This is a genomic window from Corynebacterium aurimucosum (genome assembly GCF_046895345.1).
Classification (GTDB): domain Bacteria; phylum Actinomycetota; class Actinomycetes; order Mycobacteriales; family Mycobacteriaceae; genus Corynebacterium; species Corynebacterium aurimucosum_G.
Genome location: NZ_CP160096.1, coordinates 1,448,184 through 1,462,501, shown reverse-complemented (window position 1 = coordinate 1,462,501; position 14,318 = coordinate 1,448,184). Strand labels below are relative to the sequence as shown.

The following is a 14,318-nucleotide window of genomic DNA, read 5'->3' as shown; positions in this document are numbered from 1 at the left end:
GCTAAGAAGCAGCGCAGTACGTGCATCGAGGATGTTCCATGAGAAGCCTCCGCTGCTCTAGGCCGTAGAGGTCTATCTCCGTGAGTTCGCCGGCGAGCGGCTTGCCGCCGGGCGCTCCTGGCGGGGCCGGCCGTCCCAAGAGCCGGCGAATAATCACCACTGCATGCATCACTATCGCAGTGCGCACGATGGGGTCGCCCGGTGCTTCCACTGTCGCGGCGCGGTGGGCCACCTCGTGCCATAGCTCGTCTGATTCGATGCGGTGCAGATGCGCGCACAGCGGGCAGGGGCCAGCCCCGTCGATGCGAACTGGTCCGATGATGCCGCGGGCATCGATCATAGATACTGGCAACCAGGTGGCTGGGGTATTGCGCAGGGCCTGTGCCCATTCCGTGGCGCCATCCAGCATGTCGACAGCCACGATAGGCAGGTGCCCGGCCACGTTTGCGATGTACTCGGCGGGGGTTTCGCTGTGGAGAGGAGAGCGTGGTTGGAAGGAATCACCAAGTAGGACGTCGCGCAGCTCATTGGCCAGGGCGGAGGTCCCCAGCACAGCCACACGCTGCGGCCGGGGCGCCGGCCACAAAACACGGTAGCTAATCAGATCCTCCACTAAGCTGCGGGCAGCTGAGGGGCTCATGCCCGTATTCTCAATGGATTTTTCAATGGTTTGTCGGGTCAGCGGCGTGCGCAGTCTGTTGAGCAAGCCCGCTAGCTGCGGGTGGGCTTCGAAAACTCCGACTCGCGTGGCATCCATCCCACACTGGAGCATTCCGGGTTCGCGCTCAAGAATGGTGGTTTCCGGCGCCAGCATGTACGTCTGTGCACTCAAGACTGTCCTCCCCGTTTTGCCCCACCCCAGGTGTGTTTAGACACCATTGCACCACAGGTAGAATGCCCTGTCATGTCGAGCAATCCCGAGGTACGTGTCATCCGTTCGGCACGGCGCCGTCGCACCGTCCAAGCCCGCGTGGTCGACGGTGTTCTGGAGGTGCGCATTCCCGCGTGGATGTCAGCGGCGGAAGAGCGCGAAGCGGTGGATGGCATCGTGGCGAAGGTGCGCAAAAAGAACACTTCTTCGCAGCTTTCCGACGATTCCCTGGCCGACCGCGCCCGCACACTGAATGCCCGCTTTTTGGAGGGCCGCGCCACGGTGGGCTCCATCCGGTGGGTGAGTAACCAAAAATCCCGCTGGGGTAGCTGCACTACCTCAACGGGAGATATTCGGATTTCTGACCGGCTGCAGGATGTTCCCGACTACGTCCTCGACGCGGTCATCATCCACGAGTTAACGCACACCTTCATACCGGGCCATGGTCCGGACTTCTGGGAGTGGGCCGATCGAGCCCCCAAAGCCGAGCGCGCGAAGGGATACCTCGAGGCCTACCAGCGCTTCCGTTAGTTCTCGTCTTCCGGCTTGTCCTTTTTGTTTTCCTTATCCTCGTCGGCGTCCTTCTCCTTGCCAGCAGTATCACCGGCGTCCTGCTGGCGGAGCATCTCCTCCAGCTTGGAGAACTCCGCTTCAAAGCCCTCATCAGGGGTGTCATCGAGCAAACCGTCGATGAAGGAAGCCGGGTTCTCCAGGTGCTCTGCAGTGGGCAGCAGGTCCGGGTGGTCCCAGGCGGAATCGCGCTTGTCGGCGCCCACTGCGACGGTGGCGCGGCGCCACAGCTCAGCTGCTGCCTCCACCTTCGGGGCGTTCAGCTCAATGCCAACGACCTGGGAGAAGGCCTTTTCCGCGGAGCCACCGGTGGAGCGGCGATGAGCCCACGCCTCATTCATTGCCTTCGTAGACGGGATGCGCTCACCCAAGGCCTCCGTCACGACGTGCTCAACCCAGCCCTCGACGAGTGCCAGGAGGGTCTCCAAACGGGAAGCTGCTCCCGCGTTGCGGGAGGTGATCCGCGGGGACAGGTCCATGCCTTGCAGCTTGTTCATTGCGTCCTGGATGGCCTGCGGGTCACCGGATTCCAGGTTGAGCTCGCGGGTAGCCTCCTCGATATGGGAGGTATCGATAACTAAGCCCATGGCGTATTCCTCAACGGAGGAGACGAGGCGCTCGACCAACCACGGCACATGCTTGAACAGGCGCTGGCGGGCGGCTTCACGGGCGCCGATGTAGACGAGCACTTCCTGGCCCGGAACGTTGAGATCGCGCGCAATGGCCTGGATATTGTGCGGCAGGAGTGCAGTGGTGCCCGCGGGGGAGACAGGCAAGCCGAAGTCAGAACCGGTCAATGCCTGCGCAGCCAGATCACCCAGAGCGTGGCCCAGCTTCATGCCGAAGTTCATGCCGGACATCGAGTTCATCATCGAGGTCATCGGGCCCATCATCTCGCGGGCTTCCTCCGGCAGGGATTCCAGCTGCGCGGAGTTCATGTGCTCCGCAACCGGGGTGACCATGCGCTGCCACATCGGCAGCGTCTCATCCAGCCACTGCGCGGAATTCCACGCGGTGACGGTGCCGGATGCGGTGGGCAGGATCGTGGCATCATCTAGCCACAGTTCCGCCAGCCTCACGGCTTCCTGCACGGCGGTGCGGTCTTTATCATTGATCTCTTTATCGCCGGAGATCTGCTGGTGCGCGATGCGCTTGGCCAGGTCATAGTTGACCGGGCCGGCACCCTCCGGGGAGTTCATGGAGGAACCCATGCCGGAGAGCATCTGGCCAAATTGATTCAACATGTCGCCTAGGCCACCGTTGCCCGCGCTGAAGCCGAAGGCACCGAACGGGTTCTGGTCGCGACGATCGTTATCATCGTCATCGTCGTTGTTGGGGAAGGAAAAACCGAATCCGTTGCTCATGGGCCCCAATCTACTAGGTTTCCTAGCGCGGATTCTAGGACCACGGCAACGCTGAGAGCGAACAAGCTCCACAAGGCTGTAGGCTGATCCTCCGTGAAAACTCCGCAGAACCCCCGAGCCCGCCGCCTGTCCACTTTGACGTGGGGAGCCATCCCGGTGGTACTGACGGGAGCCCTGCTCAGCATCGACCACATCCCGGGCACCGATATCAGCTTGTCGGTGCCGTACGCCGCCGAGGGGCCAGGTCCTACCGTGGATACCCTGGGCAAGGTGGATGGGGAACCCGTCGTCAACGTCGAAGCCCCGGAAACATTCCGGCCGAAGGGGCATCTCAACATGACGACGGTCTCAGTGCGCACCAACATGACGCTGGCTCAGGCCCTGGGCCGGTGGCTGTTGACGGATGACACCATCGTCCCCATCGAGAACGTCATCCCACAGGGCAAGACGGACGAGGAAGTCCAGGAAGCTAATCAACAGGCCTTCACTCAGTCCGAGTCGGCGGCCACCGTCGCCGCCATGGACTATTTGAACAAGCCTGTGAGGATTGAGGTCGCGCAGGTACTCGATGACGGGCCTGCAGTGAGCGCGCTTGACGACGCCGACATCATCTCCACCATCAATGGCGATAAGGTCACGGAGCCTGGCCAAGTGCAGGAGAAGATTCGAGCGCTTAACCCTGGTGATGAGGTGAAGCTGGGCATCATTCGCGATGGCGAGGAGAAGACCGTCCCGGTGACCCTCGGCTCCCATCCCGAGCAGGAGGACGTGGCCCTGCTAGGCATCCTTATGACCTCGGTGCCCACCGAGGACATCACGGTGGATTACAACCTGCAGGACGTCGGCGGCCCCTCGGCCGGCATGATGTTTACCTTGGCGGTGATTGACAAGCTCTCTAGTGAGGATCTCACCGGCGGCCGGTTTGTCGCCGGCACCGGCACTATAGGTGAGGACGGCGAGGTCGGCCCCATCGGGGGTATCGTCCACAAGGTCCACGCGGCTCGGGAAGCGGGCGCTGAGCTTTTCCTTGCCCCAGCCGACAACTGCGCAGAGGCAGTAAGCCGCGAGACCGGAGACATGGTGGTGGCCAAGATCCACACGCTGGATGATGCCATCGAAGCCATGCACGACTTTGCCGAGGGAAGCCCCGTCGAGACCTGCGAAGGCTAGCCCTCTAAACCAGGCCTAGCTCCTTGAGTCGCTCTTCCGGATCGTCCTGGTCCGTGGAAATCATCTGCTGCATGATGAGGCCCTCATCGTTATCCACCACGGTGAGGATGGCCGTGTTGCCCAACATGGACCAGCCCACGACGCGGTTGCCGCTGTCCTCGATGACACGAGAGCTGCGCAGCTCGGTGAGAACCTGAGTGGTCTGGGAAGCCTTGGTCTTGGACTTGAAGAACTGGAACTGGCCTACCTCGGAACCGGAACAGTTGAAGGAGTCCGCCACGCCATTGGGATCGCAGCGGTCGAATTGAGCGAAGATCTCCTCCGGGACGAGCCCACCGAAGATCTCATAAGCCTGCTCCACGGAAGCATTAAACGCCCCGCTGGGCTCCGCGGACTCGCTGGCGTCCTTGTCTTTGTCTTTGCGGTCGGTGGAGCTGCGGGCTGAGGATTCATCCTTCGCGTCTGAGCTGGTCTCAGACTCGGATGCGGCAGGAGAGGTCGTCTCGGATTCCTCGGCGGACGTCGCCGGGGCCGGCGCGCTGGTCTTCTCCGCGGCGGCGGTGGTTGCTTCGCTCGCAGGCGCTGGGTCAGGGGAGGGGGCATCGTCCTTCCCACATGCGGAGAGCAGGCAGCCGGTGGCAAGCACGGCCGAAGCTGCGGCGGTGAAGCGGGATGTCAAGCGCACGAGAGACTCCTCTATCAATTGTGTGCCCAGCCCCGAGAGCTGAGCGCTAATGGCCACTGCAGTCTGAGTTTAGTCGATGAGAGGTTGAGCCGATTAGAGCATCTCCTCCGGATCCTGCTCCAACCCGTAGCGCAGCGCAGCGATGACCCCCGGTGCCACATTCGGTCCGCCACGCAATTGGATATCGTCCTCTGCGAAGGGGCCGGCCTCCGCTAACTCCTCCTCGGTCGGACGCAATTGCAGCAGGGTCAGCTCCGCGCCATCGTTGTCGACACTCTCCGCATCGGCTGTGGAGCTTCCGTCCAGGGCGGTAGCCCGCAGGACTCCGGAGAAGAGGCGGGCGGGGCGGGCGCCGCCAAGCGCGGCGTCCGAGGTGTCCTTAAACATGATCTCCTGGGCTAGGATGACGCCGGCGATCTCCCGCGGCCATGCTAGCCGCGAGACGTAGTCCGCGAGGTGCTCCGATCCCGGTTCGATGCCTTCCGGCAACTCTTGCACCACGAGGGTGAGGGGAGAGGAGTCATCGACGTCCCCAAGCTGGGCGGCCACCAGCTCAGTGGGGACGAGAGCAAAAAGGGTAGGAGGCGCATCCCAGCCTTCGGCGTGGATGAAATCCACGGCCTCGCGCATCGCCTTGTTGAGCGCGCGGTGTACAGCGGGCTGGGAGGAAGGTTGGGAACTCATAAGCGTCCTTGTTCGTTGACGGTCATAGTGCTTCTCTAGACTAGAAGCTTGATACCTCTATATTCGCACGACACTTGATTGGAGCTGGAGTTGGCTTCCGGACTCAACCGACCCGCCGCCCCGATGAAACGTCCGCCCAAATTTCTCTCGTGGGTTGTCGCCATCATCGCGGTCCTCTTGTTCATTGGCCCCATGTTGGTGGGCTTCTATACGGATTGGAAGTGGTTCGGCGCGATTGAGTACCGCGGGGTCTTTACCAAGACCCTGATCACGCGCATCGTCCTCTTCATCCTCTTCGGCCTCGTAGCAGCGGCTGTTACGTACGTTGCGGGCCTGATTGTGTGGCGGGGGCGCGGTGACTCGATGGACATGGCGGACTTCAATTCCCCCGTTTATCAGTACCGCAAGTCCATTGAGAGCACGATGAGTGTCTTCCTCAAGGTCATCCCAGTCCTCGTCGGCGTCGTCTCCGGACTGTTGGGGCAAGCCAACTGGCGGACCGTCATGCTCTTCCTCAATTCTCATGACTTTGGGGTGACGGACCCGCAGTTCAACCACGACCTCGGTTTCTACGCCTTCCGTTTGCCGGTGTGGTCAATGCTGGTCAACGCTGCTTCCATGTTGGTCGCAGTGTGCTTCCTCATCGCACTTGTGGGGCACTACATTCTTGGCGGCATTCGTTTGGGCAATCGCGCCGCTGGCGTGCGTGGTTCGTTGTCGAAGGCGGCCCGCACGCAGCTCGCCGTCACCGGTGGTATCTGGATGCTGCTCCAGGTGGCTGGCTACTGGCTGGGGCGCTACGAGTTGCTGTACAACCAGCACTCGCTGTTTACGGGTGGTTCCTACACGGACATCAATGCCTACCTGCCGGCAAAGATCATTCTCATGATCATTGGCGTGTTCGTGGCCGTGGCGATTTTCTCTGCTGTGGTGATTAAGGATCTGCGTATTCCAGGTCTGGCCGTGGTGCTCATGGTGCTGTCCTCTTTGGTCATCGGCCAGGGCTGGCCACTCATCATGGAACGTTTCTCCGTTAACCCGAACCGCCAGGCTAAAGAGGCGGAGTCCATCTCCCGCAACATCGAGTCCACTCGTTTTGCTTATGGGCTCACAGACGACAAGGTGACCTATGAGGAAAACTGGGGTGCCGACGAGGTCTCCGATGACAAGGTTGCCTCGGATGATTCCACCATCTCCAACCTGCGCCTGCTGGACCCAGACATTCTGGCTCCGACGTTCACCCAGATGCAGCAGCTGAAGAACTTCTACGGCTTCCCGGAAACCCTGGCGATGGATCGTTATGAGATCGACGGCGAGCTGCGTGACTTCGTGGTCGCTGCCCGCGAGCTGGATCCGAACGAGCTGCAAGAAAACCAGCAGAACTGGATTAACCGCCATACCGTGTACACCCACGGCAATGGTTTCATTGCGGCGCAGGCCAACACCGTCGATGAGGTGGCTCGTGACGCAGGTTCCGCGCGCGGTGGCTTCCCCATCTTTACTGTGGCGGACCTGCAGACCCAGGCGGGCAAGGACGCCGAGGGCGAGGGCGAAACCCAGAATGCTGAAGAATCCCTCGGCATCAAGGTAGACCAGCCGCGAACCTACTTCGGCCCGGTTATCGCTAGCGCCCAGGATGGTATGGATTACGCCATCGTGGGCAAGACGGGTGATGAGGACGTCGAATATGACACCGATACCTCCACCTACACCTACGACGGTAAGGGTGGCGTCGACATCGGAAACATCGTTGACCGCACTGCTTTTGCGCTGAAGTACCAGGAACTCAACTTCCTGCTGTCGGACCGCGTGGGGCCGGAGTCCAAGTTGCTCTATGACCGCGACCCGCGCGAGCGCGTGGAGAAGGTCGCCCCGTGGCTGACGACGGATTCCTCCACCTACCCGGCGGTTATCGACGGCCGCGTCAAGTGGATCGTGGACGGATACACCACGCTGGATTCCTTGCCGTACTCGCAGCGCACCTCCCTGACGGAGACCACCCAGGACGCACAGAACCCGACGGGCACGACGCAGCGCTTGGTCAACGATCAGGTGGGCTATATCCGTAACTCCGTCAAGGCGACTGTCGACGCCTACGATGGCACCGTCGACCTCTATGAGTTCGACACCGAAGACCCCGTGCTTAAGGCATGGGAGGGTGTCTTCCCGGGCGTCGTCAAGCCCGAGTCGGAGATCTCCGACGAGCTGCGTCAACACATGCGTTACCCGGAGGACATGTTCAAGGTGCAGCGCAACCTGCTGGCCAAGTACCACGTAGATGACCCGGGCGTCTTCTTCAATAACGACGCCTTCTGGTCTGTGCCAGAGGACCCCACCGCCGGTGAATCTCAGGGCCTGAACCAGCCGCCGTACTACGTGCTGGCTTCCGACCCGGAGACCAACAAGCCGAGCTTCCAACTCATCACCTCCTACCGCGGTCTGAACCGTCAGTTCCTCTCTGCGCACATGGCGGTATCCTCCGACCCGGATACCTACGGTGATATCACCGTGCGCGTGCTACCGACGAATACCCAGACCCAAGGTCCGAAGCAGGCGCAGGACGCCATGATGTCTTCTGATCAGGTGGCTCGTGACCGCACACTGTGGCAGGGCTCGAATGACCTGAAGAACGGTAACCTGCTGGCCCTGCCGGTGGGTGGGGGAGAGATCCTCTACTTGGAGCCGATTTACTCGCAGCGCAAGGGGCAGGAGTCTGCGTTCCCGAAGCTGCTGCGCGTGCTGGTGTCCTACAAGGGCCGCGTGGGCTATGCCCCGACGATTGGTGAGGCCTTGGAACAGGTCGGCATCGACCCGAAGGCAGCCCAGGACATCACCGAAATTGAGGGTGACTCCGGTAAGCAGACGGAGAAGGATGAGCAATCCACCGATGGCGAGAAGAAGGATGCAGAGGACGCTAAGGACTCCGACGCTTCTGCACCGGCCTCCGCTCCGAGGGCATCTAACGAAGGCGAGGCTATCGACGCCATCAACAAGGCTCTCGATGGCGTGGACAAGGCCAAGGACGGCTCCTTTGAGGAGTACGGCAAGGCTTTGGACGAGCTGGACAAGGCAGTGGAGGACTACCGCTCGCTGCAGTCTCAGAAGTAACTCCACATAGTCCGGAGAAATGGCGCCTGCCCAGGGGATTTGGGTAGGCGCCATTGCATCTGTATAGTTACATGAGTCGCCGGCACACGGGGTAACAATCCCAGTGACTAACCACAGTGTGCTGAAGCGCTTGATGTTCGGAAGTACATCTCGACGCGGGGTGGAGCAGCTCGGTAGCTCGCTGGGCTCATAACCCAGAGGTCGTAGGTTCGAATCCTGCCCCCGCTACCAACTTCCAAGCCCCTACCAGTGGAAACGCTGGTAGGGGCCTTCTTCATTTTCTGTCCAAATCGCCATTTGGTGCACTAGATGGGCTTAAGGGACATTTCGTGTGGATTTGCGGCGTGTCGCACTAAGGGACATTTCGTGTGGATTTAGGAGCGTCCGGCCCAGCCTTTTCTTACGCCTAAGCTGGGGTTCCACTCATTGTCGATGCCGGTATCGAATGTGGCAGGTCGCCCGTCTGGGTGGCCGCGTCGTTTGAGTTCTTCTTTTGCCCAGGCTGCGCGTGCTGCTTTTTCTCCTTGGCGTCCGAAGTCTTGTTGCTTGGCTAACTCCAGTGGCGCTACAGGGTCTTCGGTGTGGGTGTAGAGCCACCAGTCCATGGTGATGCGCTGATGCTCATCGAACATGCCACGATGGTTTCCTGCTAGGTCTTTGAGCTGTTTGTTGATGCCGCCTTCTAGTAGGTTCGTGGTGGCTTTTAAGTCTTGTGTGACGCCTTCAGGCGGGTCAAGGAAGGTAAATAGCTGTCCAACATGGATGAGCTTTTCTAACCGCTTTAGTGCCCTGCGGGCGTTGCGGTGGGTGTACCACCATTTCTGGTTGGGGCTGACCCATTTCGGTACTTGGCCTGCCGGTATAGCACTGCGGTAGGTGCGCTCTTTAAGCCAATCAGCAAAGGTGATGCGGGTGTGGTGGACTGCAGCGGTAAACCGCGCAGCATCTTCACGGTTGTGTACTTGGATAAGCATGTAGCCCAGTTTCCGGATTGCTTTATGCGCTGGGTGAATCGGGTTGCGGCTGATATCAGCAAAAGTGTTGCGCTGGACGTGAACTAGGCAGCGCTGAATGGCAACGTCGGGCCATTTAATGCGCAGTGCCTTGAGCGCTCCGCCTGCCCCGTCGGTGGTGACGATGAGTGGTTGCGCGATTTTGTCGAGCAGTTTCAGGGACCTGACCCCTGTTTGGTAGACACCTGATATCCAGCCCGGTTGGGTTGGGAAGAAAGGTAATCTACCACCATGCCTAGGTACTCCGAACAGTTCAAACGTGATGCTGTGGCCCTCTACGAAAACAATGAGGACCTCTCACTTCACGCGGCTTCAGCAGAGCTTGGAGTCAATCGTTCCTCACTTTATTCCTGGCTTAAGCAGTACGGCACCGGCAAGCGTGCCCGCACGAAGACCATGCGTGACAAGGCGAAGGCGACGACTGATTCTGAACGGATCCGCCAGCTAGAAAAAGAAGTCTCGAAGCTTCGTGAAGAACGCGACATCCTGCGCAAGGCCGCGAAATATTTTGCCGAAGAGACACGCTGGTAATCCGCTTCCAGTTTGTCGATGACCATCGAACCGAATACTCGGTCAAGCGGATGTGCCACGTGTTAAAGCTCAATCGCTCCTCGTTCTACAAATGGGCCAACACCCGCGAAAAACGCAGGTTAAAGACGTGTTCCGATGCCCTTATTGGTGCGAGAATCAAGACCATCTTCGATGATGAGCACGGGCTTTATGGTGCTAAACGCATCGCTGCAAGTCTCAACGACGATACGGACTTTCCTCCGATAAATCACAAGAAGGTCGCACGCATCATGAAATCCATGGGGCTGAAAGGCTTTACTAAACGCCGTCGATGCATCACCACCAGACGAAAGTTTGGCCACCGAGTCATGCCAGACTTAGTAGGCCGCAGATTCACAGCTGATAGGCCGAACCACGTCTACGTAGGCGATATCACCTACCTGCCGTGTAAGGGAGGCAAGAACATGTACCTGGCCACGGTCATCGACGTCTACTCGCGCAAACTTGTCGGCCATGCACTCGCCGATCACATGCGGGTATCGCTGGTTATCGAAGCTTTATCTCATGCAAGGAAAGTCCGCGGAAGCCTGAAAGGGGCAATTTTCCATTCTGATCACGGCAGTGTGTACACCTCACAAGCATTTAGGGACCACTGCACCCAGCTTGGTGTTCGCCAATCCATGGGAGCGGTGGGAACGAGTGCCGATAATGCCCTGGCAGAATCGTTTAACGCCACTCTAAAGCGTGAAGTTCTGCGTGATCGGAAAGTCTTTGACAATCCCATTACCTGCCGCCAAGAAGTCTTCCGATGGTGCATGCGCTACAACACGCACAGACGGCACTCCTGGTGCAATCTTCTAGCCCCCGATACCTTCGAAGCATTCACATCAGCTACACTGGCCCAAGCAGCATAGCTAACCCCCGACGTGTCTACTTTCCGGGGGTCAGGCCCCAGGTACTCGTATGAGCTTTCACGCAGGCACCAGTGCCAGGCGATGACGTGTGTTTCGGTGCAGGCTACCAGCAGGCATTTCTTGTGAAAGTAGGTGCCGTCGATAAAGACCTGGTCATAAACACGATAGGGGTCAGTAGACGTGGGCACGGTGATAAACCACAGCAGCTTGAACCACCGGGTCAACGTGCGCCTTGTTACCCCAAGGCGCTTGGCTAAATGGTCTGCAGATTCGCCGGAAAGAATCCAGTCAATAAAGATTTTGAAATGCCGAATCTCGCTGGTGTGTGCGCGGGTATTAATCGATGAAACGTTGCATTTAGGACATAGCCAGCGTTGGGTTCCTGCCGCGGTCTTGCCGTTCTTAACCAGTCCATGGCCGCACATGTCACACGACGGCCGATTCCTATTAGCCATAGGAATTGGCCTTACCGCACCAGCAGCAGTCCTCCTATCACAGACCTAGGACTATCCAGTGTTGATTTCACAGATCGGGCCGTTGGAACCGATCCAAAATCAAGATCACCGCATTATCCCAGGCTGCCCCGGAAATCCGTATCGGTTTATCCACACGAAATGTCCCTTAAGCCGGACGGTTGAGGATCACTTTCTCGTGCAGCTTCTCCCAGTACTGCTCTTCCCCTAGATGGACGGAGTTCAGTGCTCCCAGAACGGCATCTGGAATCCAGAGCAGGGGATCATCGCCACCGCGTACGTGTCGCAGTCGGATGCCAGCACTTTGTCCCTGGCCCTGCAGGGCAACTATATGGGCGACGTCTCGCCTGTTTTTGTGCTTCTTGCCGGCTTTCCAAAGTGACGTTGTGGACGTGCATCTCGGAGAGCTCGAGGTACATCTGCTCCAAGCATTTCCTGCGGTGCCTCTCCGTCTTCTTGCTCACTTCACTCCGGTGGGTGATGATCGCTTGCATGGAGTCGATCTCAGAAAGGGTGTCCACGATTTTTCGGCGTCGGCTATTACGTTCGTCGGTCCAGTGAAGTTTGATCTGGCCAGGAAGTCGTAGTGGACGCAGCTCCTCGCGTATTTTTTCCAAGTCTTGAGTGTCGATGATGGCTGCACACACCATGTACTCCTGCCGGTCTGGGGGTCTAAGGGCGGAGGACTCATCGATGTAGGCGACTAGCTGTGATTCCACCCTGAAATTGTAGCCTAGCCTTCAAAGACAACTTCCATATGGCGGGATGCAAGCCACGATCGCTGTGGTCAGAAAACAGCCACCAGGGAACTAGACAGCCGTTGTCTGTGTATAAGGAGAAACGATGGAGTACACCTCAAAAAACAGTTTTAGAATTACTGTCAGAGTCAGAAGGCGTTGGCACAGATGGCCCCGGTGACCAGGGTTGTGACGACGGCTTCGGAACACCATCCGGTCAGTACTCGTGTGCACTAGGCTGAAAATGTCAGAGCTCCCGGGCGCAAGGAGACAGGGATGGACAGCAGCCACACGGACATTGCTGCGACATCACACCTGACTATGCCTGAAGCTGAGTGGGAACAGGCCTGAGCACAGGGACGGGTAATCGCTAGGTTGGCTGAGTACGAGAAAGTCGGAGTAAGCACTGCTGATGCGGTCGCCGAAGAGCTGGGATGTCCCGGCGATAGATATACCGACTTCTTACACGCCACCGCGAGGGTTCAGGGGTAGTAACTGATCTTCTCGCGGATTTTCCCGCGCGGTGCGCAGCTTGTCCCCGCTGAGCAGTGGTGGCCGGCTTTCCGTGCGGCCACGAACCCAGGCAGGCTCCAGACCGGCCTGTCTCCGCCCCCGGATCAGATCACATTCAAACTCCGCCGGGCGGGAAGATGTGGAACACTTTTCGGCCCCCGGAGGATGAGGTGCCGGTGTTTCCTGCAGCGATCGAAACTCCACTCCTCTCGTTGTGCTGACGACAGAATGCCCCTCGGGGTTGTCAGCCAGGCGGGGATTACTTGACGGTCATGCCGAATGAGTCCGCGATGGTCCGCGCGGTCTGCTTGGCGTAGGGGCCTACCCCGGTGAGCGTGGCGGATCCGGGGCCGGTCCAGTCGCCGTAACCGACCAGGTGCAGGCCCGGGTATTTTGGGGTCGTGCCGTCCAGGAGCCGGCGCACCGGCCCGAGGGACGGCCGAAACCCGGTACACCAGATCAGATGATCGGCCCGTACTTCGTTGAGGGAGTTAAACATCGGCGTCGCCGCCAACCATCCGGCGTCGCGGGCAGCGCGCACCTGAGGCAGCACGACAATGTCGCCGAGCTCCGAGTCGGCCCCTGGATCGGTCTCGCCGCGCTGGACGGCCAGGGCGCGTTGCCGGTTCCGGCGAAACAGCACCCGCCCGTCGACCTCATCGGGCATCCACCGTGGTGGATGGCGGGTATACCAGGTGACTTCGGCAACACCTGTGAGCTCGGCGGCGATCTGCGCGGCGGAGTTCGCCGCCCCCACCACAGCCACGGACGACCCCCGGAAGGGGCCCACCCCCGGATAGTTCGCCGAATGCCACTGCGTGCCGGTAAACAATCCCGGGTAGGCCGGAACGAAGGGAGTAGACCAGGTACCGGTGGCGGCTACGACATGGGGAGCCGTCCACGACCGATCACCGGCGTGGAGGCGGTAGCCTCCAGCCACCCGCTCGACGCGGTCCACGTGCACGGGGCGCTCGACGGGGATCCGGTAGCGCTGCTCATAGTCGGCAAGGTAGTCGATGACATGGTCCGACGGTGGAAACCCCTCGTAGGCTGGCATAGGCTTGCCCGGCAGGCTGGAAAACTCCGCGGTGGAAAACAACGTCATTGATGGCCACACATGCCGCCACGCCCCACCCGCATCCTCCTGATCGTCGAGGACCAGTATGTCCACGCCTGCTCGCAGCAGGTAGTAGGCGGTGGCCAGCCCCGCCTGGCCACCGCCAATAATGATCGCCTCGAAGTCTTTGCTGGTCACGTGTATGGTCATCTCCTTCTCGTCGGTGGTGATTCAGTCCATTTGCAACACGGTGCGCAGCTCCGCGAACAGCTCCGGGCGCACCTGATGGGTCACCGTCCGACCGACCCGGACCTTGTCCAATAACCCGGCCTCGGTCAACCGCTTCAGGTGGTGCGACACGGTAGGCTGACTCAATCCCGACGTCTCTGTCAGCTCCCCGACGCTGACCGGGCCGCAGCCTTCGGCCGCTAACTGCGATAGCAAGCGCAGGCGGGCGGGATCGGCCAACACCTTGAACAATGTGGCGTAGCGTTCGGCCTCAACACTGGTCAAGGGGCCAGCACCCAGTGAGCAACAGTCGGACAAGTCCGCCAGCGGGAGAGTCTGCGAGAGTGTCATACCAACCATTCTATATTGACAAACATCAATATGAAAGCTACTTTTTGTATTGATGCTTGTCAATACTGTG

General features: G+C 59.7%; 11 protein-coding genes, 1 tRNA gene and 2 pseudogenes. 6 read left to right on the top strand and 8 right to left on the bottom strand.

Annotated elements, in window-relative coordinates; all coding sequences use genetic code 11:
• Position 1: 1 nt before the first annotated feature.
• Complete coding sequence (locus ABZS45_RS07020; RefSeq protein WP_412099210.1) at positions 2–832, bottom strand: hypothetical protein; 831 nt, start codon at positions 830–832, stop codon at positions 2–4.
• Between the two features lie 72 nt (positions 833–904).
• Between ABZS45_RS07020 and ABZS45_RS07015 the strand changes: the two genes are divergently transcribed.
• Positions 905–1,402: a M48 family metallopeptidase gene (locus ABZS45_RS07015; protein WP_412099208.1), complete on the top strand. Its 498-nt coding sequence runs from the start codon at positions 905–907 to the stop codon at positions 1,400–1,402.
• Here ABZS45_RS07015 and ABZS45_RS07010 read toward each other — a convergent pair.
• Entirely contained in the window at positions 1,399–2,805 is a 1,407-nt protein-coding gene (locus tag ABZS45_RS07010; protein ID WP_412099207.1) for a zinc-dependent metalloprotease, read from the bottom strand. The two genes, ABZS45_RS07015 and ABZS45_RS07010, sit on opposite strands and share 4 nt — an antisense overlap.
• 93 nt (positions 2,806–2,898) lie before the next feature.
• On the opposite strand from ABZS45_RS07010, the gene ABZS45_RS07005 reads away from it, so the two are divergent.
• Positions 2,899–3,975, top strand: a complete 1,077-nt coding sequence (locus tag ABZS45_RS07005; protein WP_412099206.1) for a PDZ domain-containing protein — start codon at positions 2,899–2,901, stop codon at positions 3,973–3,975.
• 4 nt (positions 3,976–3,979) lie between these two features.
• Here ABZS45_RS07005 and ABZS45_RS07000 read toward each other — a convergent pair whose 3' ends face one another.
• Together ABZS45_RS07000 and ABZS45_RS06995 are read right to left on the bottom strand one after the other, a co-directional pair.
• Positions 3,980–4,660: a beta-N-acetylglucosaminidase gene (locus ABZS45_RS07000; protein ID WP_412099205.1), complete on the bottom strand. Its 681-nt coding sequence runs from the start codon at positions 4,658–4,660 to the stop codon at positions 3,980–3,982.
• A gap of 93 nt (positions 4,661–4,753) precedes the next feature.
• Positions 4,754–5,344 (bottom strand): PPA1309 family protein, encoded by a 591-nt coding sequence (locus ABZS45_RS06995; RefSeq protein ID WP_412099204.1) that lies wholly within the window; start codon positions 5,342–5,344, stop codon positions 4,754–4,756.
• 123 nt (positions 5,345–5,467) lie between these two features.
• On the opposite strand from ABZS45_RS06995, the gene ABZS45_RS06990 reads away from it, so the two are divergent.
• Complete coding sequence (locus ABZS45_RS06990; RefSeq protein WP_412101150.1) at positions 5,468–8,452, top strand: UPF0182 family protein; 2,985 nt, start codon at positions 5,468–5,470, stop codon at positions 8,450–8,452.
• Positions 8,453–8,606: 154 nt separating this feature from the next.
• Positions 8,607–8,683: transfer RNA gene (locus tag ABZS45_RS06985), tRNA-Met, on the top strand.
• A gap of 143 nt (positions 8,684–8,826) precedes the next feature.
• Here ABZS45_RS06985 and ABZS45_RS06980 read toward each other — a convergent pair.
• Positions 8,827–9,627 (bottom strand): annotated as a pseudogene (locus ABZS45_RS06980) (transposase); the annotation flags it as partial.
• 69 nt (positions 9,628–9,696) lie between these two features.
• Between ABZS45_RS06980 and ABZS45_RS06975 the strand changes: the two are divergent.
• Positions 9,697–10,889, top strand: a protein-coding gene (locus ABZS45_RS06975) for an IS3 family transposase (RefSeq protein WP_412099203.1) whose coding sequence is annotated in 2 segments (ribosomal slippage) — positions 9,697–9,979 and positions 9,979–10,889 — 1,194 coding nt in all. Because the reading frame shifts where the segments join, the coding sequence is not laid out codon by codon here.
• A 38-nt stretch (positions 10,890–10,927) separates the two neighbouring features.
• Here the strand turns inward: ABZS45_RS06975 and ABZS45_RS06970 are convergent.
• Together ABZS45_RS06970 and ABZS45_RS06965 are read right to left on the bottom strand one after the other, a co-directional pair.
• A pseudogene (locus ABZS45_RS06970) lies at positions 10,928–11,344 on the bottom strand (IS256 family transposase); the annotation flags it as partial.
• Positions 11,345–12,871: 1,527 nt separating this feature from the next.
• Positions 12,872–13,798 (bottom strand): NAD(P)-binding domain-containing protein, encoded by a 927-nt coding sequence (locus tag ABZS45_RS06965; RefSeq protein WP_412101149.1) that lies wholly within the window; start codon positions 13,796–13,798, stop codon positions 12,872–12,874.
• On the opposite strand from ABZS45_RS06965, the gene ABZS45_RS06960 reads away from it, so the two are divergent.
• On the top strand, positions 13,730–13,993 hold the full coding sequence (locus tag ABZS45_RS06960) for a hypothetical protein (protein ID WP_412101178.1): 264 nt from the start codon (positions 13,730–13,732) through the stop codon (positions 13,991–13,993). The genes ABZS45_RS06965 and ABZS45_RS06960 overlap by 69 nt on opposite strands.
• On the opposite strand, the gene ABZS45_RS06955 is transcribed toward ABZS45_RS06960, so the two are convergent.
• A complete protein-coding gene (locus tag ABZS45_RS06955) occupies positions 13,901–14,248 on the bottom strand; it encodes an ArsR/SmtB family transcription factor (RefSeq protein ID WP_239207748.1) in 348 nt (115 codons plus the stop codon). The genes ABZS45_RS06960 and ABZS45_RS06955 overlap by 93 nt on opposite strands.
• Between the last annotated feature and the right edge of the window lie 70 nt (positions 14,249–14,318).

What these genes read in the sequence shown, in the direction of transcription:
- ABZS45_RS07015 (WP_412099208.1), top strand. Translation starts at nt 905, where the DNA reads ATGTCGAGCAATCCCGAGGTACGTGTCATCCGTTCGGCACGGCGCCGT.
- ABZS45_RS07010 (WP_412099207.1), bottom strand. Translation starts at nt 2,805, where the DNA reads ATGAGCAACGGATTCGGTTTTTCCTTCCCCAACAACGACGATGACGAT.
- ABZS45_RS06995 (WP_412099204.1), bottom strand. Translation starts at nt 5,344, where the DNA reads ATGAGTTCCCAACCTTCCTCCCAGCCCGCTGTACACCGCGCGCTCAAC.
- ABZS45_RS06990 (WP_412101150.1), top strand. Translation starts at nt 5,468, where the DNA reads ATGAAACGTCCGCCCAAATTTCTCTCGTGGGTTGTCGCCATCATCGCG.
- ABZS45_RS06960 (WP_412101178.1), top strand. Translation starts at nt 13,730, where the DNA reads ATGCCGCCACGCCCCACCCGCATCCTCCTGATCGTCGAGGACCAGTAT.
- ABZS45_RS06955 (WP_239207748.1), bottom strand. Translation starts at nt 14,248, where the DNA reads ATGACACTCTCGCAGACTCTCCCGCTGGCGGACTTGTCCGACTGTTGC.